We start from the raw sequence: 26,296 nt of genomic DNA on the forward strand, positions 1-26,296 counted from the left end.
GAACGACCTACGACTTCGCGTACAACTTGTAAAGCACGAACGACGAGTTCAGGGGGTCGTACTCGGTGCCGCCAACCTTGCTGCCGTAGAGGTAGAAGCGCCGCTGGTACGTCTCGGGAATGATCGGCGCCTCCTTCTCCATGAGCTGGCGATCCAGCGCCGCCCAGGCCGCGTCGGCCTTCGTCGGGTCGGTGATGGCGGCGGCCTTGTCGATCGCGGCGTCCACCCAGTTCACCTTCAGCTGGGAGACGTTGTTGGCGCCGTTGGCGATCACCCGGCCGTCGAAGAGGGGCTGGAGCATGGTGTAGCCGGTGGGCCAGTCCGGGGACCAGCCGAACCACATCACGTCGAACGAGTTGTCGATCTGCTGGATCTGGTCGTAGTAGCTGGTCGACTCCACCGGCTTGATCACCGGGTCGAAGCCCGCCTCCTTCAGGGCGTTGGCGATGACGACCTTGGTCTTCTCGTAGGCGTCGTTGCCGCCCTGCGGGTAGGTGTAGACGATCTTCTGGCCGAGCTTGCCGGCCTCCTTCAGCAGCGCCTTGGCCTTCGCGGTGTCGCCCTGCGGCTTGGTGAGCTTGCCGTAGATGTCGAACTTCACCCGGCCGGCCATGTCCGGACCGAGGATCGTGGTCGCGTAGTCACCGGCGGACGGGCCGCCGTAGATCGTCCGGATCTGCTGCAACGGCCAGGCGTAGTTGAGCGCCTGACGGACCCTCACGTCGGTGATCCGCTTGCAGTTGATGGCGTAGTAATACAGCCCCGTGAGCAGCCCGTCGACGGTACGGCTCTTCAGCGCGGGCGTCGTCAGCACCTTCTGGATGCGCTCGGCCGGGACCCCGCTGTACGCCATCACCGCGTACTGGTCGGTCCCGGAGTCCGCGATCAGCCGGTCGGTGCTCTGCAGCGACTCGGGGCCGAACTCGAAGGCGAACGAGTCCGGGTAGGCGTTGCGGATCGGGTCGGTCGCCGGGTCCCAGTGGGTGTTGCGGACCATCGTCAGCGACTTGTCGACGGAGTGCGCGGAGAGCCGGTAGGGCCCGCAGGAGAACGGGTCCTTGTCGTACTTCTCCTTGGTGTCGTGCTTGGCGGACACCGCGCCGTACGACTGCATGGCCAGCGTCCAGTTGAGGTCCGGGCGGGCCGTCTTGAGGTGGAAGGTGATCGTCTTCTTCGCGGTGTCCGTGACGACCGAGTCGAGGTGCTTGCCGTCGTACGGGCCCTTGTAGACCGAGCGGAAGTCGTTGGTGCCGGTCAGCGCGGCCTGGAGGTAGGTGGCGCCCTCGGTGGTGAAGCTGGCGAAGCCGCGCTCGATGCCGTGCCGTACGTCCTCGACGGTCAGCTCACTGCCGTCCTCCCACTTCAGCCCGTCCTTCAGGGTGTACGTCCAGGTCTTGCCGCCGTCCGACATGGTGCCGGTGTCGGTGGCGAGGTCGCCGACGAGCTTCATCGCGCCGCCGTCGATGCGGTAGCCGGTCAGACAGCGGATGTAGAGGTTGCCGATCTCGGAGTTCCACGAGTAGTAGATGCGCTGCGGGTCGAGGTGCGAGAAGTCCTGGGGGCCGATCGGCCGGATCGTGCCGCCCTTCTTCGCCCCCGGGATCTCCGGCGCGGGTCCCGTGGAGTCCTTCGCGGTGCCGATGCTGACCGACGCGAACTTGCTGGTCCCGGCCGCGCCGCCCCCCGACGTGCCGCCACCGCCCCCACCACCGCTGCTGCACGCGGACAGGACCATGGAGCCGCCGGCGGCTACCGAGGTGGCGATGACGAAGTTTCTGCGGGAGAGAGACATGGGTTGTCCTGCCTGAATCAGGGAGAAGGGGTGTTCCCGGTGGTTCCGGTTGTTCCGGTGTTTCCGGATTTCTGCGGTGCGGGGTGCGGGGGGATGCGGGTTATGGAGTACGGGGTGGTGCCGGTGCGGGGGACAGCAGGTCGGCCGGTGGCCGGGCCGCTGTTCAGCGCCTGATCTTCGGGTCCAGTGCGTCGCGCACGGAGTCGCCGAGGAGGTTGAAGGCGATCACGAAGATCACCATCGAGAGGCCGGGGAAGAGCATGTACGTGATGTCGTTCTGGTAGACCTGCGCCCCGCGCTGGATCATCACGCCCCAGTCGGGCGTGGGGTCGCTGAGCCCGACCCCGAGGAAGGCGAGCGCCGCCTCGGTGGTCACGTACATGGGCAGCGCGAGGGTGGCCTGGATGAGGATCGGCGTCCAGAGGTTGGGCAGCAGTTCCCGGAAGACGATCCGGGCCGGCGAGGCGCCGGTGACCTTGGCGGACTCGACGAACTCCCGTTCGCGCAGGGCGAGTACCTCACCGCGCAGCAGCCGGGCGAGGGGCGCCCAGCCGAACGCGGTCATCACGGAGACGAGGCTGACGACGGTCAGCCAGGTCGGGGTGTTCTCCTCCGGCGACACGAAGATCGAGATCATCACCGGCCAGAAGGCGATGAAGAACAGGGTGGAGGGGAACGCCAGCAGGATGTCGATGACCCGGCCGACGAAACCGTCGATCCGCCCGCCCAGATACCCGGCCGTGAGACCGACGGCGATGCCGAACAGGGTGACCAGCAGGGTCGTCACCGTGGCGATGAGCAGCGAGTTGCGGATTCCGTAGAGCAGCAGGGTGAAGACGTCCCGGCCGAGTTGGGGCTCGACCCCGAACCAGAAGTCGCCGCTGATACCGCCGTTGGGCCGGATCGGGAAGCCGAACTCGTTGAGCAGGCCGGTGCCGTTCTGGCCGTACGTGGTGTACGGGTCCTTGCCGTAGAGCTTGGAGATCAGCGGGGCTCCGATGCCCGCGAGGAAGAACACCACGACCACGACGGCCGAGACGACACCGGTGCGGTCACGGCGGAAGCGCAGCCAGGCGATCCGGCCCGGCGAGCGGCCGGTGCCGCCGCGGGCCGGCGCGGTGGGCGTCGGCGGTACGGCTCCGGAATCGGCCGCCACCTGGGGTGCGGTGGCGGAAGGTATAGGCGAGGTCACATTGGGGACTTTTCAGCGCCGCTTCAGTCGCCGTCAATGTTTTGTTGACGCCTTTGATCTGGACTTTTGCCCTTTGACTCAGGGGTGGGGCGCCACTTGGGCCAGCTTTGGACGGCCATGACCAAAGCGGGAGGGAAGTCGGAGTGGGGGCGGAGCGAGGCCTTGGGGGCGAGGTGGTTCAGGAATCCAGGACGATCTTACCGACGGGTAGAAATAACCGCACAAACACACACGAACCGCGTTAACACGCAAGCAACTTGGCCGACCCGGTCTCGATATATGGACGGGCCACTCTGAGGAACGTACGGCCGTGCGGGTGCCGTAAACGGGCCGGGGCTCGCCATGTAGCCCCGGCCCGTTGCCGTGCCCGCACCGGATCCGCGTGAGAGCTACGCGAGTCCCAACGCCCGCTTCAGGAAGTCGACTTGAAGCAGCAACAGGTTCTCCGCGACCTGTTCCTGCGGGGTCATGTGGGTGACACCGGACAGCGGGAGTACCTCGTGCGGGCGGCCCGCGGCCAGCAGGGCCGAGGACAGGCGCAGGGCGTGTGCGAAGACCACGTTGTCGTCGGCGGTGCCGTGGACGACCATCAGCGGGCGGTGCGGCTCGGCGGGCGAGGACAGCCCGGCCTCCGTCACCAGTGAGCTGTTGGCGTACGCCTCCGGTGCCGTGGCCGGGTCGCCCAGGTACCGCTCCGTGTAGTGCGTGTCGTACAGCCGCCAGTCCGTCACCGGGGCGCCCGCGATGCCCGCGTGGAAGACGTCAGGGCGCCGCAGCACCGCCAGCCCCGCGAGCCAGCCGCCGTACGACCAGCCCCGGATCGCCACCCGGGAGAGGTCGAGCGGGTGGCGTTCGGCGAGGCTGTGCAGGGCCTCGATCTGGTCGTCGAGGGAGACGGTGAAGTCCCCGTGCAGCGCCTTCTCCCAGGCCGGCGAGCGTCCCGGGGTGCCCCGGCCGTCCGCGACGACCACCGCGAAACCCTGGTCGGCGAACCACTGCGAGGTGAGGTGCGCGTTGTGCGCGGCGACCACACGGGGGCCGTGCGGGCCACCGTAGGGGTCCATGAGGACAGGGAGGGGTGTGACGCCGTCGTAGTCGGTCGGCATAAGCAGGGCGCATGGAATTCGTCGTGCGCCCCCCTCGGTGAGGGTGATGCGCGGGGACAAACCGGGATCTTCGGCGTACGAGGTGACGGTCGCCGCTTTCTTCCCGTCGCGCAGCACCTGTACCTGGGCCCCCGGCCGGTCGGGCGCCGCCGACACGAGCACGGTCACGCCCCCGGCGCGAACTGCCGAGTGCACGCCGGGCTCTTGCGAGACGCGCTCCAGTCCGAGCTCGTTCACTCGATAGACGTGAACTTCGCCGATCTCGGTGCCGACCGCCGCCTCACCTGCCGACGCCGACACGAGGACGTCGTCGGCGGTGACGTCCAGCACCGCCCGGATGTGCAACTGGGCGCCTGTCAGGGGCCGTTCACCGACCGCCAGCACCCTGGCGCCGCCCTCGTCGGCGATCCGCACGAGCTGTCCGGAGGGGCTCCAGCAGGGCACACCAGGGAAAAGATCAAGCCAATGTGGATCTTCCTCGGCGTGCACCATCCGGGTCGCCCCCGTGTCCGGGTCCACGGCCAGGAAGAGCTGCCCGCGCTGGTCCCGCGACTGCACCAGAATCAGCGGCGCCCCCGCCCCTGACCAGTGCACACGCGCCAAATACGGATACGTCTTCCGATCCCAGACAACCTCGGTGCGCACCCCCTCAAGGGTGAGTACGAAGAGCCGCACATCCGCGTTCAGGGTGCCCGCCGCCGGATACGCGACCCGCTGCGGTTCCCGTTCCGGATGCGCCGGATCGGCGATCCACCACCGGTCCACGGGCGCGTCGTCGGCCCGCGCGACCAGCAGCCGGTCCGACTCCGGGGACCACCAGAAGCCGCGTGAACGGTCCATCTCCTCGGCCGCGATGAACTCGGCCAGCCCGTACGTCACCGTCTCCGACTCGGGCTCCGCGAGTACGCGTGACTGCTCGCCGGCCAGGTCGGCGAGGCGCAGGGCGCCGTCCGCGACGTACGCGACGAGCCGTCCGTCGGGGGAGGGACGAGGGTCGAGAACGGGCTTCGCGGCGGGGATCTCGCGCACTGTCCCGGCCTGCAGTTCGGCCACGAAAAGCCGCCCGGACAAGGCGAAGGCGGCCAGTTCGACGGCCGAGTCGGTGGCGTAACCGACGATCCCGGCGCTGCCCTCACGGCTGCGCTCCCGACGCGCCCGCTCCTCGGCGGACAGCTTCTCGCCGGCCCCGCCGAGAAGCGCGAACGGGTCGGCGACGACGCGCTCGCCGCCGTCCGGAAGGTCCAGCACCCAGAGCTTGTTCGCCCGGTCGGTGCCGGCCGAGGACCGCAGGTAGACGACCCGTGAACCGTCGGGCGCCACGCTGAAGGCGCGGGGCGCGCCGAGCGTGAATCGCTGGGTTCGGGCGTGCCGACGAGGGAAGGAGACGGGCTCTGTAGTCATGGCTCGACCATATTGGCCATGCGCCCCCTTGTGCGGCCGTGCGCCGACCGATGCGCGCGGGCGAATAGTTATGATCACTGGCGGCGAGTGGGTATGAACCTGCTGGCCACTGTATGGACTTACTGCCCCCATAGTCAGACCCCCTGCATCCCTGGGCCCCTTGGAGGTGAGCCGCCGTGGCACTTTCGATTTCGGCGGTCGTGCTGCTGGCGATCATCGTCTTCTTGCTGATCAAGAAGTCAGGGCTCAAGGGAGGGCATGCGGTGGTGTGCATGCTGCTGGGGTTCTACATGGCCTCATCAACCTTCGCCCCGACCATCAGCGACCTGACGACCAGTATCGCGGGCATGATCGGTGACTTGAAGTTCTGACCGGGGTCCGCTGGGCAGCGCCGTGGGTGGGCTGCCAACGGGCTGTGGTCGCCTGCGGTGGGCTCCGTGAGCGTGCGTGACCGGAGCCCGGCGTCGGCGCGCGTGCGGCTATCAGCCGTTCCTGGCGATCAGTATTCCGTCGAGTGCGGCACGAAGACTGCCCAGGCGGCGGGGCCGAAGCGCAGGCGAGGACCGGTCTCCACGTTCTTCGAGTCCCGGACGTGGACGGTACCGAGGGCGACGGCGATCTCTACGCAGGAGTCGCCCTCCGTGCCGTCGCTGTAGCTGCTTTTGAACCACGCCAGCCCGGCGGGAGCTCCGGCGAGGTGCTCGCGGATCATGTTTCTCCTAGTAGTTGCTCGATGAAGGCGAGTGACTCCCCGGAGGTGAGGGCCTCGGCCCTGATGGTGCTGTAGCGCAACTCCAGGATGCGCAGTTCCTTCGGCTCTGTTGTCGGACGGCCGCTGAACGCTCCGTCAGAACGACCAACAGCCGTACCGTCTGCGAACTTCAGCAACTCGATCTTGCCATCAACCCCAGGGTGAGCGCCGCTCTCCGTTGGCATCACCTGGAACGTCACGTTGCGCAGATGTGCCACCCCCAGCAGGTGTTCGAGCTGTCGGCGTCGCCCCATTGTGCCTCCGATGCGACGACGCAGCGCCGCCTCTTCCTGGACGAAACTCAGCGCAGCCACGGGTGTCTTGTCGAAGACCTTTTTCCGTGCCATGCGGGCGGCCACGAGACGTTCCACTTCCTCCTCCGAGTACGGCGGTTGCCGCGCCTCGAACAAGGCCCGCGCGTGTTCCGGTGTCTGCAGCAAGCCGTGGAGGCTGAGCCCGACGTACACCCCGATCTCCACCGCCTTCGCCTCCATGTTCGCCAAGGCCCGAACCTTCTTCGGGTACTGGACCTTCTCCAGGTCCTCCTTCATGGCGGAGATCAGGCCGTCCGCCCCCAACACATCGTCCGCCTTGTCCAAGTACTCGGGGCGGGCGATCCGCTTGCCGCCCTCGATCTTGTAGACCAGGTCCTCGCCGTACCCGAGGGCTGCTCCGAAGTCGGCGGCTCGCATTCCCACCGCCTCCCTGCGCAGCTTCAGTTGGCGCCCGACCGTCTCCACGACCGCCACGCCCCACTCGTCGTCCGGGTCCACCTCCCAACCCGGCTCGTCCGCCTCGGTCTTGAGTTGCCCCGCGTCGCTGTCCACGCTCATGCCCGCGCTCCTCCGTCGTACCGCGCTGTGGTGCTCCCGCACTGTCCCCCGCCCTACCCGTACGGCCCATCCCGACAGCCCGGACACGACCGGACAAGCTCCGGACAGTCACCGTACGCATCGGCAGAGTCACTGCTCACGGTAGGTTCGTTCGGCCACTCTGAGTGACGTGAATCAAGAAACCGCCGCCTCTGAGGCTCAACCCGGGTACAGCTTCCGCAACTTCAGCGTGCGGCTCTCTCCCACGCCCCGTGGGGCACGTCTGGCCCGGCTGCTCGCCGCCGAGCAACTGCGTTCCTGGGGGCTGCCGGTGGACCCGGCGCGACAGGTCGTGGCCGAACTGGCGGCCAACGCCGTCACCCACGGGCGCGTCCCGGGACGTGACTTCCGGCTCACGATGTACGTCATCGGCGTCACCCTGCGCATCGAGGTGACCGATACCTGTGGGGACGTTCCGCCGAGTCCTCAACGTCCCTCCGACGAGACGGAGTCGGGGCGGGGCCTGCTCCTGGTCGAGGCGCTCGCCGACCGTTGGGGGTGGGGTCCGGGGCTACGGCCGCGCAAAACGGTGTGGGCGGAAGTCGACGTCGTACCGGAACCCGGCGGCGGGTGCTTCGGCGGCGTCGGCGCTCTTTTCCAAGGAACACAAGAGAGAAAGAACTGGTACCAAACCCAACCCCTCCCGCCTGCTGTCGGGCCCCGTCACTCTCCCGAGTGAACATCGCCAACTCGGCTGGATTCGTGCCCGGTTGCCTGCCCTACGCTCAGCGCAGCACCACCACCGACATCACAGACATCCGCAGACATACGACGGCCCTCGCCGGGACTGGCATCCCAATGCGAGGGCCTGACCACCAAGGAAGAAGAAGCTTCCCGATGGATACCAAAAACCTTAGCGTGCCCCCGCATCCCGAAGCCCGTGGCTCGGGCAACAACCGCCCCCACCGGCGATCCAGTTCCAACGTCTCCAGCGTCTCCGGAGTTGTCCACGACAACACCCGCCACACCACCCGCTTCACGGTGATCGGCAACCATCTCGCCCAGCACCCCGAGCTGTCGCTGCTCGCCATCGGGCTGGCCGTACACATCCAGTCGCTGCCTGCCGGTGCGTCCGTCGACATCAAGACCCTCGCGAAGAGGTTCCCGGAGGGGGCGGGCCGTATCGCCGCCTCCCTGCGCGAGCTGGAGACCCACGGCTACCTGCGCCGATGCCGCGAACGCGTCCCGGACGGTCGGATGGTCACCCGTACGACCTCCTGCAACCAGCCCGGACGTCATGCCGGGAGCCACGCCGATCGCGCCACCGTTCTCCGTACCGAGCCGCAGCCGCAGCCGCAGCCCGATCCGGATCCCGAGCCGGGACCTCTTGCCGACCAGGACCCCACCCCCGAACCTTCCGCCCGACCCGCGCACCCCACCGTCGCTGCCCCCGGCCCGTCGGAGAAGCGCGCGCCGCGCAAGCCTCTCCCCGCCGTACCGCAGCCCGCGTACAAGGGGCCGGGCCTCCTCCAGGCCGCCACCGAGCTTCTCGCCGGCCTCCGTCGTCTCGACCCCGACATGCTGCTGTCCGTCTGCGACACGGCCCACCTCGCGCCCGGCGTCGCCGCCTGGCTGGAGCGCGACGTCAGCCCGACCGCCGTACGGCACGCGCTGACCCGTGACCTGCCACCCGAGGGCATGCGCCGCCCGGCCGCCTTCCTGGCCCACCGCCTCACCGCCCAGCTGCCACCCCCGGCGCCGTACCGCGCACCGGTGGCCCCGGCACCGGCCGTCCGGAGCCCGTTGCAGACCTGCGACGGCTGCGAGCGTGCCTTCCGTGCGCCGGGGCCGGGTCGCTGCCGGGACTGCCGAGTCGCCGTTCCCATGGCCGCCTGACGCCCATCGGCGCGCGTCATCGCCTTCCCCACACGAAAGACTTCAGGGTCTCGCCATGGTCATCCCCAGGAGGACACGATGAGCACCCGGTCCGACGACGGACCCGAGCTGATCCCCCGTCCCCAGCACACCCCCGACGCTCTGCGCGCGGCCCTCGCGGCCGTCGCACCGGGACGTCTGGAGGAGATACAGGCCCAGAAGGACGAGGCCTTCGCCAAGGCGGTGGAGTGGCAGTCCCTGAGCCCCGTGCAGAGCTGGCTCCTGACCTGGGCGAGGAACATCGAAATCGCGCGCCGACCCGGTCTGGCCGCCCGCTACTCGCAGGCGAAGAACCATCTGGAGCACGAGGATCCGGTCACCGCTCGAGAAGCCCTGCGGGAACTGAGTTCTGTCCTGGACGAGGCCATGAAGACAGCTCGCGAGTGAGCTGGAAGGGGAGTCCGCCATTGGCTCGGAGGATGCTGCTCGTACTTGCCCGGCCGATTGCCTCGGCGCGATGAACATGATGAGGAACGAGTGCGATGACCACCGGCCCAGACGGAGCACAGCGCACTGCTTCCCACGTGTACCGGACCATGCGGGACTTCGTTCAGACGATGGACGACACGCTTCCCGGGAAGTTCGAGGTCACCAAGGAAGGGATCGTCCACGACCTGCTGCGGCCCAATGGCCCCCACGAACTGACTGTGGCGCGTCTGCGGAGACGGCTTGAGCAGGTCATGCCGGAAGGGCTCGTCGCCCACACCGGGACCCCGGACGTGGAGGACGAATCCGAGGGCATCATGCGCCATCCCGACGTCATGCTGATCGCCGAGGCGGGCATGGAGGGCAAGGGGGCGTTCGACCCACGTACTCTCATCGCCGCGATCGAAGTCGTATCCAGCTCGAACCCGGCCAACGACTGGCTCGGCAAGACGCGCGACTATCCCCTGATCGGCATCCCCGCCTACGCGATCTTTGACCCCCGCACCGGAACCGGCGCCGTTCTCACCGACATCCACCCCGCTCCCGGCGGCCCCCGCTACGCCACCCGCAAGGACTTCGTCTACGGCGAGGACGTCACCATCGCCGACTGGACTGTCCCGACGACCGGCCTGCCGCGCTACCGCGACGAGGAATCCCCGGGGCGCGAGTCCTGAAGGCACAGATGTCCGCTGCGCAGCAGTAGACCGGGGGCCGGCCGGACCTCGGTCTACTGCCGCGACTGCCGATCAGACGTCACCGGAATCGCCTTCACGGTGCACGATGCGACGACTAAAGTGGTGGCATGAGCGTATTCACGGTTCGCATACCGGATGATCTCGACGTCGAAGTACGCAAGGCCGCAGCTGACGCGGGGCTTTCGCTGAACGCCTACATGGTCCGCACTCTGCGCGAGCAGACACTGCGGGAGGCGCTGGCCGCTGTGGACAGTGAGGGTGCGCTGCTGGTCGACACCGGTGACGACGATCCGGCGGGGGACATCCGTTGAAGCGAGGCTCTGTCTGGGAAGTTCCGGTCGGCGAGGCTACTCGTACGGTCGTGGTGCTTTCCATCGACGAGGTGAATGCGAAGTTCCAGGCAGCTGTGTGTCTGCTCCTGCATCCAGCAGGCGCCTACCCGGACACGCTGGTCTCCGTGTCAATCACCGATCCGGTGCAAGCGGTCGCAGTTCCCGTGAACATCACCCAGTACGCCGCCCGGCGCTTCGAGAACGCCAAGCAGTTGGGCGCGGTGCCGCCCGAGACGCTGGAGCGCATCGAGCGTGCCGTTCGCTCCGTTCTCGACCTGTAGGGCCCTGGGCCCAATGCGACAGCGCGCGATCCGATGCCCGGTATGACGAACGACGCTCTCCACGGCGCCGCTTACCGAGACCGGGTATTCGGAGCGGCCGCCAGGCAGGCGACATCGGCCCCGCCCACTGCGCCTCGTAAAGTGACCCCATGACCGAACTGCCCGACCGGCGTCTTCTCCTGGTGCACGCGCACCCGGACGACGAGTCGATCAACAACGGCGCGACCATGGCCCGGTACGCGGCCGAGGGGGCCCGGGTGACCCTCGTCACCTGCACCCTCGGTGAGCTTGGTGAGGTCATTCCGCCCGAGCTCGCGCATCTCACCGGGGCCGCCCTCGGCGAGTACCGGCTGGGGGAGCTGGCGGCGGCGATGCGTGCCCTCGGTGTCGCCGATCACCGGCTCCTCGGCGGGCCGGGCCGATACGGGGACTCCGGGATGATGGGGCTCGCCGACAACGACGACCCCGGCTGCTTCTGGCAGGCGGACGTCGACGAGGCGGCCGGGTACCTCGTCGAGGTGATTCTCGAGGTCCGGCCGCAGGTCGTCGTGACCTACGACCCTGACGGCGGCTACGGCCACCCCGACCACATCCAGGCCCACCGCGTCGCCATGCGCGCGGTGGAGCTGGCCGCCGAGGCCGGCTGGAGTGTGGCCAAGGTGTACTGGAACCGGGTGCCCCGCCCGGTTGCCGAGGAGGGCTTCGCCCGTCTCCGGGAGGCGCTGCCCGAGCTGCCCTTCGTCAAGGCCGGGGTGATCGACGACGTACCGGGTGTCGTGGACGAGGAGCGCATCACCGCAGCCGTCGAGGGCACCGCGTACGCCGCCGCGAAGGCTGCCGCGATGCGCGCCCACGCGACGCAGATCGAGGTGGCCGAGCCCTGGTTCGCCCTCTCCAACCAGCAGGCCCAGCCGCTCTTCGTGGACGAGTACTACGAACTGGTGCGGGGGGAGCGAGGCGAACAGGGTTCGGTTCGTGAGACGGATCTCTTCGACGGGGTGTCCGACCCGGGCACCGAGGCCGGTGTGCGATGAGTGCGAACAGTTCGAATAGTGCGAACAGTGCTAACGGGAAGATCCCCGCGGGCAAAGCGCGCGGAAAGGCCGGAGCGGGAGCGGGGCCGGGCGCCGGGGGAGATGGCGGGAGCCTGCTGGCCCAGCCGCTCGTGGCGCCCTCTGCGGGGCGTGCGGTGGGCTTCCTGGGGCTCTTCGTCCTCGGGGCCGTTGTGGGGGCCGCCGGGGCGCTCGTCCAGGGCGCGTGGTTCCCGGGCGGGCTGCTGCTCGCGCTGGGCGGATCGGCCGGGCTGTTCCTCGGCGGGGCGCGTGCCGTCGGTACCCGCGCCGGGGCGGTCGCGCCCGCGGCCGGCTGGATGGTCGCCGTCGTCCTGCTCACCGCCAGCCGCCCGGAAGGGGACTTCCTGTTCGCCGCAGGAGTCGGCTCGTACCTCTTCCTTCTCGGCGGTATGGCTGTCGCTGTGATGTGTGCCACGCTCGCCCGGGCGCGGCAACCGGACGGTCCCGCCGTCCGACTTGGCAAGTGACGTACTACTTCGCCGCCGCAACCGCGTGGGGGTCCAGTGATGGTTTCTCCGGCGGTCGTGGGATACGCGCCAGACGTGGCCAGTATGGTGGTGCGCGCCGCCGAGCTGTCCGCGTGAGGTCGCGTCGGGCGGCGGAGCCAACCGGGAGAACCTGCCTTGAGTCGTGAAACTGACAGTCCGTCCTCCGGGCCCAACGGGCGCGGAGGTGCCGCCTACCCCTCGGGGACACCGCCGTACGGCACGCCCATGGCGTCCGACGGCGGTGCGGACGCGGGCCGTTCGGCCGCGGAGCCGGACGGGCCCAAGACCGAGACCACGCTGACGACCCGGATCCGGATCAACATCCCCGGATCCCGGCCGATTCCGCCTGTCGTCATGCGGACGCCCGTCGCGGACACTGAGTCCTCCGAGTCCACCGGGACCCATGCGCGGCCCCGGACGGGAGGCGACGGCAGAACGCCGGACGCGCCCCCGTCCAACGGTGTCGCGGAGCCCTCCGCCGAAGCCCCGGGCCAGCCCGGGGACAAGACCAGCGACTGGTTCGCGCCGCGCAAGTCCGGCGCGCCCGCGAGTGGTCCGGGTGGCGGCGCGAGCAACGGGGCGGGTATGCCCGGCGCTTCGGGCCCCGCACCGGCGGGCCCCCGCCCCGGCGGCCCCAACGGCACGGGACCGGCGGGCGCTTCACGCCCCGGCAGTCCCAACAGCGGCGGTTCCACCGGCTCTTCGCGCCCCGGACTGGGCGTCATGGGCGCCGCGGGCAACGCGGGCGGCCCCCGCGCCGCCGGCGGTCCCAGCAGCGGTGGCGGTACGAAGGGTGCCGGACTCGGCGGTGCCACAGGCGCCGGTCCCGTGGCTCCTGGGCACAGTGGCGGCACCGGTTCCTTCGACGTGACCGGGGCGCTGGCGGTCGGCGCGGGCCCCGCGGGCGCGTCTTCCTACCCGCCGGGCGGCAACCCCCGTAACCCGGGTGGTCCGGGCGCCGGAGCCGGGACGCTCGACGGCCGTGGTGAACCGCGACGCGACGACCTGCCGTTCTTCTCGGACAACGGGCAGGGCGGGCAGGGTGGTCCGGGCGTTCAGGGTGGTCCGGGTGGTGCCAACGGTCAGGGCGGCCCCAACGGCCAAGCCGGACCGAACGGGCAGGGCGGTTTCGGTGGGCAGGCCGGTGGATTCGGTCCCCAGCACGACTTCTCCGCCCAGAACGACTTCACGGCGCCCAACGACTTCACCGCGCCCAACGACTTCGGTGACTTCGGCAGCCAGAACGGCCCGAACAGTCAGAACGGCCAGAACAGCCCGAACGGGCAGAACGGCTTCGGTGGGCCCGGTGGTCCGGGTCGGCGCGGTCCCGCCGGTCCGACCGGTGGTCCTGTCACCGGGGATGGTCCGGTCGTCCCGCCCGTCGTGGGCAACCCCTCCGCCGCCAGTGTCTCCGGCACGGGCCGGCTCGCCGGTGGGCTCAGTGACGACACCGCGATCCTGACCCCGCAGAAGCACGCCCCCGACCTGGGCGGGGGCGGCTACGGCGGCTCCGTCGACAACATCTCCAGCTCCACCCTCACCAGCGGCATGCCCGTCGTCCCGACCGACACCCGGAACTCCCCGTTCGGGCCGGGTACGCACTCCGACGGACCGCTTCCGCACACCCCGCCGAAGCTGCCCGAGCCGGTGTCGCCGAGTGTGCCCGCCGCTGCCGCTCCCAAGGGCAAGAAGAAGGCGAAGAAGAAGGGCCGCAGCAAGCTGACGCTGCTCTTCGCCGCCGTCTTCCTCGTCGCCGGTGGCGCCTACGGTGCCGGACTGCTGATGAACCACTCCGACGTGCCCAAGGGCACCACCGTGTTCGGCGTCGACATCGGCGGCGGCACCCGTGACGACGCCGTCAAGAAGCTCGACGACGCCTTCGACAAGCGGATGAACCAGCCGCTGAAGCTGTCCGTCGACGGCAGGACGGTCGAGCTCAGGCCGGACCAGGCGGGGCTCCAGTTCGACACCCAGGCCACGGTCCGGGCGGCGGCCGTCAGCGACTACAACCCGGTGTCGGTGGTCGGGTCGCTCTTCGGGCAGCAGAGGGTCGTGGAACCCGTCATGCCGGTCGACGAGGAGAAGCTCGCCGCCGCACTCCAGCGGGTGGCCGGCGGATCCGGCTCGGCGAGCGACGGCACGATCAAGTTCGTGTCCGGCAAGGCCGTCGCCGTCTACGGCAAGCCGGGCAAGGGCATCGACGCCGCCGCGGCCGCCGAGTCGGTCGAGAACGCCTACCGCAGCCAGGTGGAGAGCGGCACGAGCACGCCGATCCAGGTTCCCACCAAGACGCAGGAGCCGACGATCTCGAACGCCGAGGTCGACCGCATGATGAAGGAGTTCGCCACCCCGGCGATGTCCGCCAACGTCACCGTCCGCGTGGAAACCGGCGCGCCGGAGGTGGAGTTCAGCCCGAAGAACTCCCTGTGGAAGTTCCTCCAGGTGAAGCCGATCAACGGCAAGCTCGTCGAGGCGTACGACAAGGTCGCGCTCAAGGAGCTGTACGGCGCCACCTTCGACCAGGTCCTCATCGCCCGTGGCAACGGCAACAAGACCCCGGTCACCGTCGAGGACGTGATCGGCGCGATGCGCCCCGCGCTGGTCAGCAGCAGTAATCGGGTCGGGGTCATCGAGACGAACCCCACGTAACAGCACCGCCCGGTACGCGGTTCTTCTGCCGCGGCCCGGTGGGGGCTGGTCGCGCAGTTCCCCGCGCCCCTAGACGGGCGCGGGGCCGCGCCCCTCGTACATGACATCTGTCATTCGCGAGTCAGGACCCCCGGCACTGCCGGGCGGACCGGGCCCGCGGCCACGATGGACCTCATGGAAACCACCACCGTGGTCGAGTTCGACCAGGTCACGAAGAGCTACGGCGAGGTACGGGCCGTCGACGGGCTCGCGCTCACCCTCCGGCCCGGCGAGACCGTGGCCCTCCTGGGCCCCAACGGCGCCGGCAAGTCGACCACCCTCGACCTGCTCCTCGGCCTCAAGCAGCCCGACAGCGGCACCGTCCGCGTCCTCGGCAGGAGCCCCAGGGAGGCCATCGTCGGCGGGCACGTCGGCGCCATGCTCCAGAGCGGCGGCCTGATGGACGAGGTCACCGTCCGCGAACTCGTGTCGCTGGTCTGCGCCCTGCATCCGCGCCCCTTCCCGGTCGGCGAGGTCCTCTCCCGGGCCGGGATCACCCAGCTCGCCGACCGCAAGGTCAACAAGCTGTCCGGCGGCCAGGAGCAGCGCGTCCGGTTCGCGCTCGCCACGGCCGGGGACAGCGCCCTGATCGTCCTGGACGAGCCCACGACCGGCATGGACGTCACCGCCCGCCAGGCCTTCTGGGCGACCATGCGCGAGCAGGCGGACCAGGGCCGTACGGTCCTGTTCGCCACCCACTACCTGGAGGAGGCGGACGCGATAGCGGACCGCGTGCTCGTCCTGCACCGGGGCCGGCTGCTGGCCGACGGCACGGCCGCCGAGATCAAGGCGAAGGCGGGCGCGCGCCGGATCTCCTTCGACCTGGAGGCCTCGGAGAACCCGGAGACCCCGGTGGACGAGGCGGTACTGCGGACTCTGCCCTTCCTCACCTCGCTCGACGTGTCGGGGCAGACCGTCCGCATCCAGTCCTCCGACGCCGACGCGACCGTCCACGCCGTGTACGGGCTCGGCCTCTACCCGCGCAACCTCGAAGTGGCCGGCCTGGGCCTTGAGCAGGCGTTCGTCACCCTCACCGCCGCAGCCGAGGAGGCGCGCACAGCATGAACGACCTCATCCGACTCGAGATCACCCGGGCCCTGCGCAACCGCAAGTTCCTGTTCTTCTCGGTGATCTACCCCTCCGCGCTGTTCCTGCTGATCGCGGGCAGCGCGGACAGCACCACCAAGGTGACGGGCACCGATCTCAACCTGCCGACCTTCTTCATGGTCTCCATGGCCTCCTTCGGCGCCCTGACGGCCGTCCTGATGGGCAACAGCGAGCGCATCGCCAAGGAGCGCGAGAGCGGCTGGGTACGGCAGTTGCGGCTCACCCCGCTGCCGGGGCGGGGCTATGTGCTGGCGAAGACGGCGAGCGCGGCCGTGATCAGCCTCCCGTCGATCGTGATCGTCTTCGTCGTCGCGGCGGCCGTGAAGGACGTACGCCTGGACGCCTGGAAGTGGCTGGCGCTCACCGGGGCGATCTGGGTCGGCAGCCTGGTCTTCGCCGCGCTCGGGGTGGCCATCGGCTATCTGGCGAGCGGGGACGCGGTCCGCCCGATCACGATGATCGTCTACTTCGGCCTCTCCATGCTCGGCGGCCTGTGGATGCCGACGACCACCTTCCCCGACTGGCTGCAGGACATCGCGAAGTGGCTGCCCACGCACGCGTACGCTGCCCTGGGACGGTCCATCGAGCTGGGCGACGCCCCACAGGTGAAGGACGTGGCGATCCTGGCCGTCTCGTTCGTCCTCTTCGCGGGCGGCGCGGCCTGGCTGTACCGGAAGGACACGCTGAAGGCGTGAGCAGCATCGGCATCGGACAGCGCCCGACGACCCGTAGGACGCGGGTGATGAAGTCCCTGTGGATCGGGGTCTGGCTGGCCTACCTGGCCGCCCCGGCAAGCGACCTCCTCCACGGCGGCCACAGCACGGGCGCACAAGTCCTCGGCTGGCTGGGGCTGGTGGCCTTCGTCGCCTGGTACGCGGCCATGGTCTTCCGAACGGGCCGAGGCGAGACGACCCGCCTGGTGGTGGCGTGTCTGGCGCTCCTCGCGGTCCAGTCGACCGTCATGGCCCTCTGTCTGGGCCGCGAGTGGCTGGTCCTGTTCGTGTACGTGTCCACCTCGTCCGGCGCCGCCCTGCCGCTCCGGCTGTCCCGCTGGGCGATCGCCGCCAACGCGGCCCTGATGACGGCGGTCGCGCTGGTGGTCCCCGGCGGCCACTCCTTTCTGGCCGGCCTCATCGTCCCGGCCCTGCTGGGCGGCGCCGCCATGGCGGGCGTACGGCAACTCGTGCGCACGTCGATCGAGTTGAGGGAGGCCCGGGTCACGGTCGCCCAGCTGGCGGCGAACGAGGAACGGCTCCGGCTGGCGAGGGACCTGCACGATCTGCTGGGCCACTCCCTCTCCCTGATCACGCTGAAGAGCGAACTGGCGGGCCGGATGCTCCCCGCCCACCCCGAGAAGGCGGCCCAGCAGGTGGCCGACATCGAGCAGGTGAGCCGCCAGGCCCTGGTCGACGTGCGCGAGGCGGTCAGCGGCTACCGTCGCCCCCGGCTGGCCGGTGAACTGGCGGGCGCGCAGGTCGCGTTGACGGCTGCGGGCATCACGGCCGCGCTGCCCACCGACCCGGTTCCGGCCGACGTCGACGAGGACGCGGAGGCCGCCCTCGCCTGGGCGCTGCGCGAGGCGGTGACGAACGTCGTACGGCACAGCGGGGCCCGGCGCTGCACGGTGGAGGTGCTGAGCCGGCAGACCCTGGACGGGCCGGTGCTCGAACTGTCCGTCGAGGACGACGGCTCGGGCGGTGGCTCGACCGGCACCCCCGGCAACGGTCTCACCGGCCTCGCGGAACGCCTGGAGAAGGCGGACGGCTCCCTGGAGACGTCCCGCACGAAACGCGGCTTCCGCCTGGTGGCCAGGGTGCCGACGGGCACCGCGTCCGCCGCGGCGGACATAGGATCCGCTTCATGACCCGCATGATCAAGGTCCTGTTGGCGGAGGACCAGTCGATGGTCCGCGAGGCGCTGGCCGCGCTGCTCGGCCTGGAGCCCGACATCGAGGTCGTGACCCAAGTGGCGCGCGGCGACGAGGTGTTGTCGGCCGCCCGTGCCCACGCCGACCTGGACGTGGCCCTCCTCGACATCGAGATGCCGGGCGCGACCGGCATCGAGGCGGCGGCCCAGCTCCACCGGGAGTTCCCGTCCCTGAAGCTGGTCGTCCTCACCACCTTCGGGCGCCCCGGCTACCTCCGTGCCGCCATGGAGGCCGGGGCGGACGCCTTTCTGGTCAAGGACGCCCCCGCCGCCCAACTCGCGGCAGCGGTACGCAAGGTGCTGGCCGGGGAGCGCGTCATCGACCCGACCCTGGCGGCAGCCGCACTGGCGGACGGCGCCAACCCGCTGACGGACCGCGAACGCGAGGTGCTGCGAGCGGCGGCGGACGGCGCGACGAACGCCGAGCTGGCGAAGATCCTGCACCTCTCCCAGGGCACGGTCCGCAACTACCTCTCCACCGCCATCCAGAAACTGACGGCGAGAAACAGAACGGAAGCGGTCCGGATAGCGAGAGAGAAGGGCTGGCTGTAGGTCTTTCCGCTGCCATGAAGGCCGGATCACCCACCAACGAGGGCTGCGGGGCACGTACTTAGGGGCGCGGGGAACTGCGCGACCAGCCACAACGCACCCGCACCCGAAACACAACCTCAGTTCAGCCGCGCCCGAGCCGCTCGGGCCTGCCCCCGCATCCGCTCCGCCGCAGGCGGATCGAACGTGGACACAATCTCCGCGTACCCCTCAAGCTCGGCCGCCCCCGCCACGAACTCCCCTCGCCGCACCAGCAACTGAGCCCGCTCGTACCGCAGCCGGGCCGGATGCGAAGGCAGTAGCAACGCCAACTCCACGGCCCACAAGGACACTTCCGACCGCTCCGGCCGCGCCGCTCCCCACACCCGTACGTTGTTCAGCACCCGCAGCATCACCTCCAGCGGATCCGCGGGCATCAGCATCGACGGTTCCAACGCCTCCCCCGTGGCCCCCGCCACCAGCAACTCCGCGTCGCTCCCGCTCAGCACCCGCCCTCCGTCGAAGGGATCGGCGAGCACCTGCTCGTCGACCGGCCCGAACCCCACGACGAAGTGACCGGGCAGCGCGACCCCGTGCACCGGAGCCCCCGCCCGCCGGGCGACCTCCATCCACAGCACGGACAGCAGAATCGGCAACCCCCGCCGCCGCACCAGCACTTCGTGCAGCAGCGAGGACTCCAGCCGCTGGTAGTCGGCGGGGCCGCCCCGGTACCCGTGGCGCTCGCCCAGCAGTTCGTGCAGGGCGCTCGCCCAGGCTCGCGGGCCGCCCGGCCGGAACGGCAACTGCCCGGCCAGCCGGTCGAGTTCCATGTGCACGGCGTCCACGCCGGCCTCGTCGAGCGCCCGGTCCGCGACCGAGCCCATCAGCAGACACAGCGTCGTCAGGTCGGGCCGCCCGGACCTGGCCTCGTCGGCGAACAGCTGCCGCAGCTCGGCGGACCGTTCGGGCTCCGGAGGGTACGGCGGTGGATGAGGGAAACGCATGACAGTCCCTGCCCTCTCACGCCGATCGATAGTGATGGTAGGAGTGATGCGCCGCGAACCCCATCCCGGCGTAGAGGGCCCGCGCCCCCGCGTTGTCGGCCTCCACCTGGAGCCAGGCGGCCGACGCCCCCTCCGTCAGCGCCCGCTCGGCCAGCGCGGCCATGACAGCCGAGGCCAGCCCCTGCCGACGCCTGCCGGGATCCACCTCGACGGCGGCGAACCCGGCCCAGCGCCCGTCCACGACACACCGCCCGATGGCGGCCGGAGCCTCACCCTCACCCCCCGGCACGGTCGCGAACCACACCGAAGGCCCGCTCCCGAGCACCGCCAGGGCCACGTCACTCACGCCCTTGCGCTGGTACCGCGCGAGCCATGCCTCGTCGGCCTCCCGCGACAGCACGACCTCCGCCGCGCCGGTGCCGAGATCGGCGACGGGCGCCAGCCCCCCGACCCACAGCTCGGCCGTCACCTCACGCGTCCACCCGCGCTCCTCCAGCTCGGCGCAGAGCAGCTCCTGCGTTCCCTCGGCGCCGGTGGCGGTCTGGACGTAGGCGGGCAGGCCGCGCTCGCCGTACCAGCGCCGTACGGTCTCCAGCGCCTCGTCGAGCGGCAGGCCGGGGTCGCCGACCGGCAGCACCGAGTTGGCCCGCCGGGTGAACCCGGAGGCGGCCCGCAGCTCCCACTCGCCCAGCCGCTCGCTCTCCACCGGCTGCCAGGCCCGCGCGGAGACCCGCGCCAGCTCCTCGTACGAGGCGGCGGGACCGCGGCGACGGGCGGGGGCCGCCGGGACGACCTTGCCCGCCACCAGGGACGTTTCCGCGACCCGAACACGCTCCCCGTTCCGCCGTGTGATCAGAAGCACACCGGCGTCTTCGTCCCATGATGTGAGAACACCGACCGTGTCGGTGAACTTCTCGTTACCGGGAGCTTCTTCGTTCAGCCGTCGAACAGAGACACGTTTGCCCACGTCAGCAGTGGTAATACGGACCTCGAGCCGGCCTGCCGCGGAGATTTCCACAGGTCAGTTCACCCCTCCTGTATGGATCATGCCCGGGAACGGAGATACTAGGTGCGGGCATCGACGACGCCGCGCTCCCGCGCGCCAGGTGGCGGAGCCTGAAGACGGCTCGCCAGCGCCCTATCGAGGAGGAACGACAGCGTGACCTACGTCATCGCGCAGCCTTGTGTCGACGTCAAGGACAAGGCGTGCATTGAAGAGTGCCCGGTCGACTGCATCTACGAGGGCTCCCGGTCCTTGTACATCCACCCGGACGAATGTGTCGACTGCGGGGCCTGTGAGCCGGTCTGCCCGGTCGAGGCCATCTTCTACGAGGACGACACTCCGGAGGAGTGGAAGGACTACTACAAGGCGAACGTCGAGTACTTCGACGAGCTCGGCTCGCCCGGTGGCGCCAGCAAGCTGGGACTGATCGAGCGCGATCACCCCTTCATCGCCGCGCTGCCGCCGCAGAACCAGACCGGCTGAGAGCGGCCCGCAGAACCTGCGCCGCCTCGGTCCCGTACGGCCTGATCACTCCCACCATGTGATCGCCGTACGGGACCGAGGCGTTTGCCGTACGCAGCTACGTACCCGAAAGTGAGCGAGATCCCGTGTCCGCAGTCTCCGACCGCCTCCCCACCTTCCCCTGGGACAAGCTGGAGCCGTACAAGAAGACGGCCGCCGCGCACCCGGACGGCATCGTCGACCTGTCGGTCGGCACGCCGGTGGACCCGGTCCCCGAGCTGATCCAGAAGGCGCTGGTCGCGGCCGCCGACTCGCCGGGCTACCCGACCGTCTGGGGCACACCCGAACTGCGCGACGCGCTCACCGGCTGGGTCGAGCGACGTCTCGGCGCCCGGGACATCACCCACCGCCACGTCCTGCCGATCGTCGGCTCCAAGGAACTCGTCGCCTGGCTCCCGACCCAGCTGGGCCTGGGCCCCGGCGACAAGGTCGCCTACCCGCGCCTCGCCTACCCGACGTACGAGGTGGGTGCCCGGCTGGCCCGCGCCGAGTACGAGGTCTACGACGACCCGACCGAGCTGGACCCGACGAACCTGAAGCTGCTCTGGCTGAACTCGCCCTCGAACCCCACGGGCCGGGTACTGAGCAAGGAGGAGCTGGCCAGGACGGTCGCCTGGGCCCGCGAGCACGGCGTGCTGATCTTCTCCGACGAGTGCTACATCGAGCTGGGCTGGGAGGCCGACCCGGTCTCCGTACTGCACCCGGACGTGTGCGGCGGTTCCTACGAGGGGATCGTGTCCGTCCACTCCCTCTCCAAGCGCTCCAACCTCGCCGGCTACCGCGCCGCCTTCCTCGCCGGTGACCCGGAGGTCCTCGGCCCGCTGCTGCAGATCCGCAAGCACGGCGGCATGATGACCTCGGCGCCCACCCAGGCGGCGGTCGTGGCCGCGCTCGGCGACGACACACACGTGCGCGAGCAGCGCGAACGGTACGTGGCCCGTCGTAAGGCCCTGCGCGAGGCCCTGGAGCGGCACGGCTTCCGGATCGAGCACAGCGAGGCCAGCCTCTACCTGTGGGCGACCCGGGGCGAGTCCTGCTGGGACACCGTCGCCCACCTCGCCGACCTGGGCATCCTGGTGGCACCGGGCGACTTCTACGGCACGGCGGGCGAGACGTTCGTCCGCGTGGCCCTGACGGCGACGGACGAGCGGGTGGCGGCGGCGGTCGCCCGCCTGTAGTACGTCCTTCTCGCGTTCTCGCGCGGTACGACGGAGGGGCCCGGGGAAGATCCCCGGGCCCCTCCGCCATCACCTGGTCACCGCTGCTCGGGTCAGCCCAGCGGCAGGCCCTGCAGGGGCAGCTGGCCGGCGCCGGGCAGGCCCTTCGTGGGGAGCGCGTCCGTGGGCAGGCCGCCCTTCGTGGCCGTCTCCGCGGTGTCGCCGAGGAGGCCACCGGCGTCGCCCGCCGCTCCTCCGGCCGCCTTCTGCGCGGCGGGCGTGGCCTTCTTGGCCACCTGGCCGCCGGTCGCGCCCGCCGCCGGCACGGACTTCTTGACGGCGTCGCCACCGGCTTGGCCCGCGAGCCCGGAGACGTTCTGAGCCGCGCCGTCGACGGTGTTGCCGACGTTCGCCCCGTCCAGGGCGGTCAGGCCGCCCAGGTTGGGGGTGGCGGGCAGCCCGGCGGGCGCCGCGCTGGCGGCGCCGGCCGCACCGACCCCGGCTGCCGCTCCCGCCGCGACGAGCAGCGCTGCACGGGCGATCCGGCGGGTCAGGGGGAGGGACATGTTGCTCCTGAGTTTCGGTTGACTGTTGATCGTCCGGACTCGGACGCAGTGACTACCGCTCGAAGGCCCCTGAAGGTTGCGGCGCCCCAACGTAAAGAGTTGGCAATGCGTCGCATTATCGGCTGCGGATAAAAACGGGCAAAAGCCACCCGGTCCGAAAGTCGGGTGAATCCTTGTGACGCGTTGCAGCCCTTTGTTCGCAAGGGTTCTGACGCACAGTGCGCGGATGGTGGAGCGACCCGGCGCAAACCCGCGCAGACTCTCGCCGGGATCCGACAGGAGTAACCCGCACGGGTGACACCCCGTACCCCTGTGCGTGCTACTGGGTGGTGACGATACGGACCGCGTCCGTGGCCCCGCCCGAGCCCTTCGCCGTCCCGACCGGCCGCCACTCGCTGTCGGTGTTGCCGGCCGTCCACCGGCGGCCCGCGTACGAGACGTTCTGGATGTGCAGCGCGGAGGCGTTGGCCACCGCCCAGTGCGCCAGCTGCCAGCCGCGCTCGCGGACCGTCGTCCCGGCGGCCCGGTCGGTGTCCGGGCGCACCGGAAGCGTCACGGTCCGTTGGTCGATGGCCGTCGTCCCGGTGTGGGCGGGCGAGGCGGCGGGAGAGGGAACGGGCGTGGGAGTGGCGGCGGTCTTGCGGCCCACCTCGGCCACGGCCACCGCGAGCGCATTGCGGCCGAAGTCCCGTACGAGTGCCGCCCGTACGGCGTCCGTGCCGCCGGCCGGGGCGGTCTCCGGGCGGCCCTCGCAGGTCAGGGTGGCCGCCGCACGGCCGGTCAGGGCCGCCGCCAGCAGTACGGCGTCCTGCTCGTGCTTCGCGTACGCCTCCGGATAGCCGCTGCGCTGCACGCGCTGCGCGGCCTCGGTGAGGGCGAGGTGCTGATAGCCGGAGACCTTGACGAGATGGTCGTAGAACTCGCCCGCCGCGTAGGTCGGGTCCATGATCTCCTTCGCCGTGCCCCAGCCCTGCGAGGGCCGTTGCTGGAACAGGCCGAGCGAGTCCCGGTCGCCATGGGTGATGTTGCGCAGCCCCGACTCCTGCAGGGAGGTCGCCAGCGCGATGGCGACGGCCCGTTCGGGCAGCCCGCGCGCGGTGCCGACCGCGGTGATCGTCGCCGCGTTGACCGCCTGCTCCGGCGTGAACTCGTACGCGGCTCCGTGGCCGTCCGCCGAGACGACCTCGCAGGCCGGATCCCCGGTGCCGCCGGTGACGTACTGCACCGCGAGATAGCCCGCGACGGCGAGCAGGACCACGAAGGACGCCCCACGGCGGAGAAGGCGGCCACGACGAGTGCGAGTGGGGGACGGCTCCGGCATCCGTACAAGGTACTGGAGAGTAGGGAGTGCAGTTGGCGTGTCGGGTGAGGGTGGGGTTCGGAAGAGGGTGAAGAGACGGTGTGGGACGGCACCGTGCGGTGTTGGGGCGGTGCGCGGCGGCGCGTCGGGACGGCGAGTTAGGGTCGTCGGCATGGCCGATACACCGCTTGACCTCACCTTGGACGCCGCTCTCCTGACCGCGTGGCTCGTCGACTTCCCGTCGGAGAGCGGCAGTGAGAAGCCGCTCGCGGACGCGATCGAGAGCGTCCTGCGCGCCCTCCCGCACCTCACGGTCGAGCGGTACGGCAACAACGTCGTCGCCCGGACGAACCTGGGCCGCGCGCAGCGGGTGATCCTGGCCGGCCACATCGACACGGTCCCGATCGCCGGCAACGTGCCGTCGCGGCTGGACGGCGACGGGGTGCTGTGGGGCTGCGGCACCTGCGACATGAAGTCCGGGGTCGCGGTGCAGCTGCGGATCGCGGCCACGGTGCCGGAACCGAACAGGGACCTCACCTTCGTCTTCTACGACCAGGAAGAGGTCGCGGCCGAGCTGAACGGCCTCAAGCACGTGGCCGAGGCCCACCCGGACTGGCTGGAGGGCGACTTCGCGGTACTGCTGGAGCCGTCCGACGGCCAGGTGGAGGGCGGCTGCCAGGGCACGCTGCGGGTGCTGCTGAAGACGTCGGGGGAGCGGGCCCACTCCGCGCGCAGCTGGATGGGCTCCAACGCGATCCACGCGGCGGCGCCGATCCTGGCCAAGCTGGCCTCGTACCAGCCGCGTTACCCGGTGATCGACGGCCTGGAGTACCGGGAGGGGCTGAACGCCGTCCGGATCGGGGGCGGGGTGGCGGGCAACGTCATTCCCGACGAGTGCGTCGTGACGGTCAACTTCCGCTACGCGCCCGACCGTTCGGAGGCCGAGGCACTCGCGCACGTACGGGAGGTGTTCGCGGACTGCGGGGTCACGGAGTTCGTCGTCGACGACCACAGCGGCGCGGCCCTCCCGGGTCTCTCCCACCCCGCGGCGGCGGCCTTCATCGAGGCGGTGGGCGGCACCCCGCAGCCCAAGTACGGCTGGACGGACGTCTCGCGCTTCAGCGCGCTCGGCATCCCCGCGGTCAACTACGGCCCGGGAAACCCGCACTTGGCGCACAAGCGTGACGAACGGGTGGAAACCGGAAAGATCCTGGCCGGTGAGGAACGGCTGCGGGCCTGGCTGACGTCATGACCCGGCAAGGGTTCCGTTGCCGTCGGGAAGCGGCGCTTCACGGCGGACATCCTCACGTCCCCCGCCCGTAACCGGCGGAGATCTACGCTGAGGTGGAACGACAGTAGGTGGAGGAAGGGAGCGGCCATGGCTACCGGCAACCCCGAGGGCAAGAAGCGACCCCCGGAGGAGCAGCGGCTCGGACCGGTGCTCCGCAGGCGCGAGCAGGTCCAGGCGAGCACGACCGACCAGCGTCTCCTCGACGCGGGCGGCCCCTCCGACTGGGTCCACACGGACCCCTGGCGGGTGCTGCGCATCCAGTCGGAGTTCATCGAGGGCTTCGGCACCCTGGCCGAACTCCCGGCCGCGATCAGCGTGTTCGGCTCGGCACGGACGAAGGTGGACTCCCCGGAGTACGAGGCGGGCGTGCGGCTCGGACGGGGCCTGGTGGAGGCCGGGTTCGCGGTGATCACGGGCGGTGGCCCGGGGGCGATGGAAGCGGCCAACAAGGGCGCGTGCGAGGCGAAGGGCATCTCGGTGGGGCTGGGCATCGAGCTGCCCTTCGAACAGGGGCTCAACCCCTACGTCGACATCGGCCTGAACTTCCGCTACTTCTTCGTCCGCAAGATGATGTTCGTGAAGTACGCGCAGGGCTTCGTGGTCCTGCCCGGGGGCCTGGGCACCCTGGACGAACTCTTCGAGGCGCTCACCCTCGTCCAGACGCAGAAGGTCACGCGCTTCCCGATCGTCCTGTTCGGCAGCGCGTACTGGGGCGGTCTGGTCGACTGGCTGACCAACACGCTGATCGCCCAGGGCAAGGCGTCGGAGAAGGACCTGATGCTGTTCCACGTCACGGACGACGTGGACGAGGCGGTGGCACTGGTCTCCAAGGAGGCGGGGCGCTAGCGCTGGGCTTGGACGGGGGTTGTTTCGCCCCCGCCGCCCCTACCCGTCCCATCCTTCTGGGGCTCCGCCCCAGA

Annotated in this window: 27 protein-coding genes; 18 read left to right on the forward strand and 9 right to left on the reverse strand. The window is 70.2% G+C overall.

What is annotated here, in order from left to right; translation table 11 throughout:
• Positions 1 to 7 precede the first annotated feature (7 nt).
• The 3 genes from OG241_RS37240 to OG241_RS37250 form a co-directional block, all read right to left on the reverse strand.
• Positions 8 to 1,792: an ABC transporter substrate-binding protein gene (locus OG241_RS37240; RefSeq protein ID WP_405821800.1), complete on the reverse strand. Its 1,785-nt coding sequence runs from the start codon at positions 1,790 to 1,792 to the stop codon at positions 8 to 10.
• Between the two features lie 163 nt (positions 1,793 to 1,955).
• Positions 1,956 to 2,984 carry an ABC transporter permease gene (locus OG241_RS37245; protein WP_405821802.1) on the reverse strand — a complete coding sequence of 343 codons (1,029 nt, stop codon included), beginning with the start codon at positions 2,982 to 2,984 and terminating at the stop codon, positions 1,956 to 1,958.
• 389 nt (positions 2,985 to 3,373) lie between these two features.
• Complete coding sequence (locus OG241_RS37250) at positions 3,374 to 5,491, reverse strand: prolyl oligopeptidase family serine peptidase (RefSeq protein ID WP_405821804.1); 2,118 nt, start codon at positions 5,489 to 5,491, stop codon at positions 3,374 to 3,376.
• A gap of 176 nt (positions 5,492 to 5,667) precedes the next feature.
• On the opposite strand from OG241_RS37250, the gene OG241_RS37255 reads away from it, so the two are divergent.
• The gene (locus OG241_RS37255; protein WP_006375723.1) at positions 5,668 to 5,862 is read left to right on the forward strand and encodes a hypothetical protein; all 195 of its coding nucleotides are present in this window, start codon (positions 5,668 to 5,670) and stop codon (positions 5,860 to 5,862) included.
• 128 nt (positions 5,863 to 5,990) lie between these two features.
• Here the strand turns inward: OG241_RS37255 and OG241_RS37260 are convergent, their stop codons facing one another.
• Entirely contained in the window at positions 5,991 to 6,203 is a 213-nt protein-coding gene (locus OG241_RS37260; RefSeq protein WP_405821806.1) for a DUF397 domain-containing protein, read from the reverse strand.
• Positions 6,200 to 7,075 (reverse strand): helix-turn-helix domain-containing protein, encoded by an 876-nt coding sequence (locus OG241_RS37265; protein ID WP_405821808.1) that lies wholly within the window; start codon positions 7,073 to 7,075, stop codon positions 6,200 to 6,202. Before OG241_RS37265 ends, OG241_RS37260 begins: the two co-directional genes overlap by 4 nt.
• 169 nt (positions 7,076 to 7,244) lie before the next feature.
• On the opposite strand from OG241_RS37265, the gene OG241_RS37270 reads away from it, so the two are divergent.
• From OG241_RS37270 to OG241_RS37330, 13 genes are all read left to right on the forward strand, one after another.
• Positions 7,245 to 7,793, forward strand: coding sequence for an ATP-binding protein (locus OG241_RS37270; protein ID WP_405821810.1), 549 nt, complete (start codon positions 7,245 to 7,247; stop codon positions 7,791 to 7,793).
• A 158-nt stretch (positions 7,794 to 7,951) separates the two neighbouring features.
• Positions 7,952 to 8,950: a helix-turn-helix domain-containing protein gene (locus OG241_RS37275; protein ID WP_405821812.1), complete on the forward strand. Its 999-nt coding sequence runs from the start codon at positions 7,952 to 7,954 to the stop codon at positions 8,948 to 8,950.
• Positions 8,951 to 9,028: 78 nt separating this feature from the next.
• On the forward strand, positions 9,029 to 9,376 hold the full coding sequence (locus OG241_RS37280; protein ID WP_405821814.1) for a hypothetical protein: 348 nt from the start codon (positions 9,029 to 9,031) through the stop codon (positions 9,374 to 9,376).
• A 95-nt stretch (positions 9,377 to 9,471) separates the two neighbouring features.
• Entirely contained in the window at positions 9,472 to 10,089 is a 618-nt protein-coding gene (locus OG241_RS37285) for a Uma2 family endonuclease (RefSeq protein ID WP_405821816.1), read from the forward strand.
• A 128-nt stretch (positions 10,090 to 10,217) separates the two neighbouring features.
• Positions 10,218 to 10,421 carry a toxin-antitoxin system HicB family antitoxin gene (locus tag OG241_RS37290; RefSeq protein ID WP_307626395.1) on the forward strand — a complete coding sequence of 68 codons (204 nt, stop codon included), beginning with the start codon at positions 10,218 to 10,220 and terminating at the stop codon, positions 10,419 to 10,421.
• Positions 10,418 to 10,723 (forward strand): type II toxin-antitoxin system PemK/MazF family toxin, encoded by a 306-nt coding sequence (locus tag OG241_RS37295; protein WP_405821818.1) that lies wholly within the window; start codon positions 10,418 to 10,420, stop codon positions 10,721 to 10,723. Before OG241_RS37290 ends, OG241_RS37295 begins: the two co-directional genes overlap by 4 nt.
• Positions 10,724 to 10,872: 149 nt before the next feature.
• The gene (gene mshB / locus OG241_RS37300) at positions 10,873 to 11,757 is read left to right on the forward strand and encodes an N-acetyl-1-D-myo-inositol-2-amino-2-deoxy-alpha-D-glucopyranoside deacetylase (protein ID WP_405821820.1); all 885 of its coding nucleotides are present in this window, start codon (positions 10,873 to 10,875) and stop codon (positions 11,755 to 11,757) included.
• A gap of 113 nt (positions 11,758 to 11,870) precedes the next feature.
• Positions 11,871 to 12,263, forward strand: a complete 393-nt coding sequence (locus tag OG241_RS37305; protein WP_405826651.1) for a DUF6113 family protein — start codon at positions 11,871 to 11,873, stop codon at positions 12,261 to 12,263.
• 156 nt (positions 12,264 to 12,419) lie between these two features.
• A complete protein-coding gene (locus OG241_RS37310) occupies positions 12,420 to 14,933 on the forward strand; it encodes a hypothetical protein (protein ID WP_405821822.1) in 2,514 nt (837 codons plus the stop codon).
• A gap of 165 nt (positions 14,934 to 15,098) precedes the next feature.
• Positions 15,099 to 16,037, forward strand: coding sequence for an ABC transporter ATP-binding protein (locus OG241_RS37315; RefSeq protein WP_405821824.1), 939 nt, complete (start codon positions 15,099 to 15,101; stop codon positions 16,035 to 16,037).
• A complete protein-coding gene (locus OG241_RS37320) occupies positions 16,034 to 16,774 on the forward strand; it encodes an ABC transporter permease (RefSeq protein ID WP_405821826.1) in 741 nt (246 codons plus the stop codon). The genes OG241_RS37315 and OG241_RS37320 overlap by 4 nt, the downstream gene beginning before the upstream one ends.
• Positions 16,771 to 17,943 (forward strand): sensor histidine kinase, encoded by a 1,173-nt coding sequence (locus tag OG241_RS37325; protein WP_405821828.1) that lies wholly within the window; start codon positions 16,771 to 16,773, stop codon positions 17,941 to 17,943. Before OG241_RS37320 ends, OG241_RS37325 begins: the two co-directional genes overlap by 4 nt.
• Positions 17,940 to 18,557, forward strand: a complete 618-nt coding sequence (locus OG241_RS37330; RefSeq protein WP_405821830.1) for a DNA-binding response regulator — start codon at positions 17,940 to 17,942, stop codon at positions 18,555 to 18,557. The genes OG241_RS37325 and OG241_RS37330 overlap by 4 nt, the downstream gene beginning before the upstream one ends.
• Positions 18,558 to 18,673: 116 nt before the next feature.
• Here the strand turns inward: OG241_RS37330 and OG241_RS37335 are convergent, their stop codons facing one another.
• On the reverse strand, positions 18,674 to 19,537 hold the full coding sequence (locus OG241_RS37335) for a tetratricopeptide repeat protein (RefSeq protein ID WP_405821832.1): 864 nt from the start codon (positions 19,535 to 19,537) through the stop codon (positions 18,674 to 18,676).
• A 16-nt stretch (positions 19,538 to 19,553) separates the two neighbouring features.
• Entirely contained in the window at positions 19,554 to 20,555 is a 1,002-nt protein-coding gene (locus tag OG241_RS37340) for a GNAT family N-acetyltransferase (RefSeq protein WP_405821834.1), read from the reverse strand.
• A 141-nt stretch (positions 20,556 to 20,696) separates the two neighbouring features.
• On the opposite strand from OG241_RS37340, the gene fdxA reads away from it, so the two are divergent.
• Positions 20,697 to 21,023: a ferredoxin gene (gene fdxA / locus OG241_RS37345; protein ID WP_006375731.1), complete on the forward strand. Its 327-nt coding sequence runs from the start codon at positions 20,697 to 20,699 to the stop codon at positions 21,021 to 21,023.
• Between the two features lie 125 nt (positions 21,024 to 21,148).
• Entirely contained in the window at positions 21,149 to 22,240 is a 1,092-nt protein-coding gene (locus OG241_RS37350; protein WP_405821836.1) for a bifunctional succinyldiaminopimelate transaminase/glutamate-prephenate aminotransferase, read from the forward strand.
• Positions 22,241 to 22,332: 92 nt separating this feature from the next.
• Here OG241_RS37350 and OG241_RS37355 read toward each other — a convergent pair whose 3' ends face one another.
• Together OG241_RS37355 and OG241_RS37360 are read right to left on the reverse strand one after the other, a co-directional pair.
• Entirely contained in the window at positions 22,333 to 22,785 is a 453-nt protein-coding gene (locus OG241_RS37355) for an ATP-binding protein (protein ID WP_405821838.1), read from the reverse strand.
• A 319-nt stretch (positions 22,786 to 23,104) separates the two neighbouring features.
• Positions 23,105 to 24,106 carry a heavy metal transporter gene (locus tag OG241_RS37360; protein WP_405821840.1) on the reverse strand — a complete coding sequence of 334 codons (1,002 nt, stop codon included), beginning with the start codon at positions 24,104 to 24,106 and terminating at the stop codon, positions 23,105 to 23,107.
• A 151-nt stretch (positions 24,107 to 24,257) separates the two neighbouring features.
• Here OG241_RS37360 and dapE point away from each other — a divergent pair, with 151 nt between their 5' ends.
• Together dapE and OG241_RS37370 are read left to right on the forward strand one after the other, a co-directional pair.
• On the forward strand, positions 24,258 to 25,337 hold the full coding sequence (gene dapE / locus OG241_RS37365) for a succinyl-diaminopimelate desuccinylase (protein ID WP_405821842.1): 1,080 nt from the start codon (positions 24,258 to 24,260) through the stop codon (positions 25,335 to 25,337).
• Positions 25,338 to 25,463: 126 nt separating this feature from the next.
• Entirely contained in the window at positions 25,464 to 26,222 is a 759-nt protein-coding gene (locus tag OG241_RS37370; RefSeq protein WP_405821844.1) for a TIGR00730 family Rossman fold protein, read from the forward strand.
• The last annotated feature ends 74 nt before the right edge of the window (positions 26,223 to 26,296 follow it).

Source organism: Streptomyces sp. NBC_01390, from assembly GCF_045040105.1.
Lineage (GTDB): Bacteria > Actinomycetota > Actinomycetes > Streptomycetales > Streptomycetaceae > Streptomyces.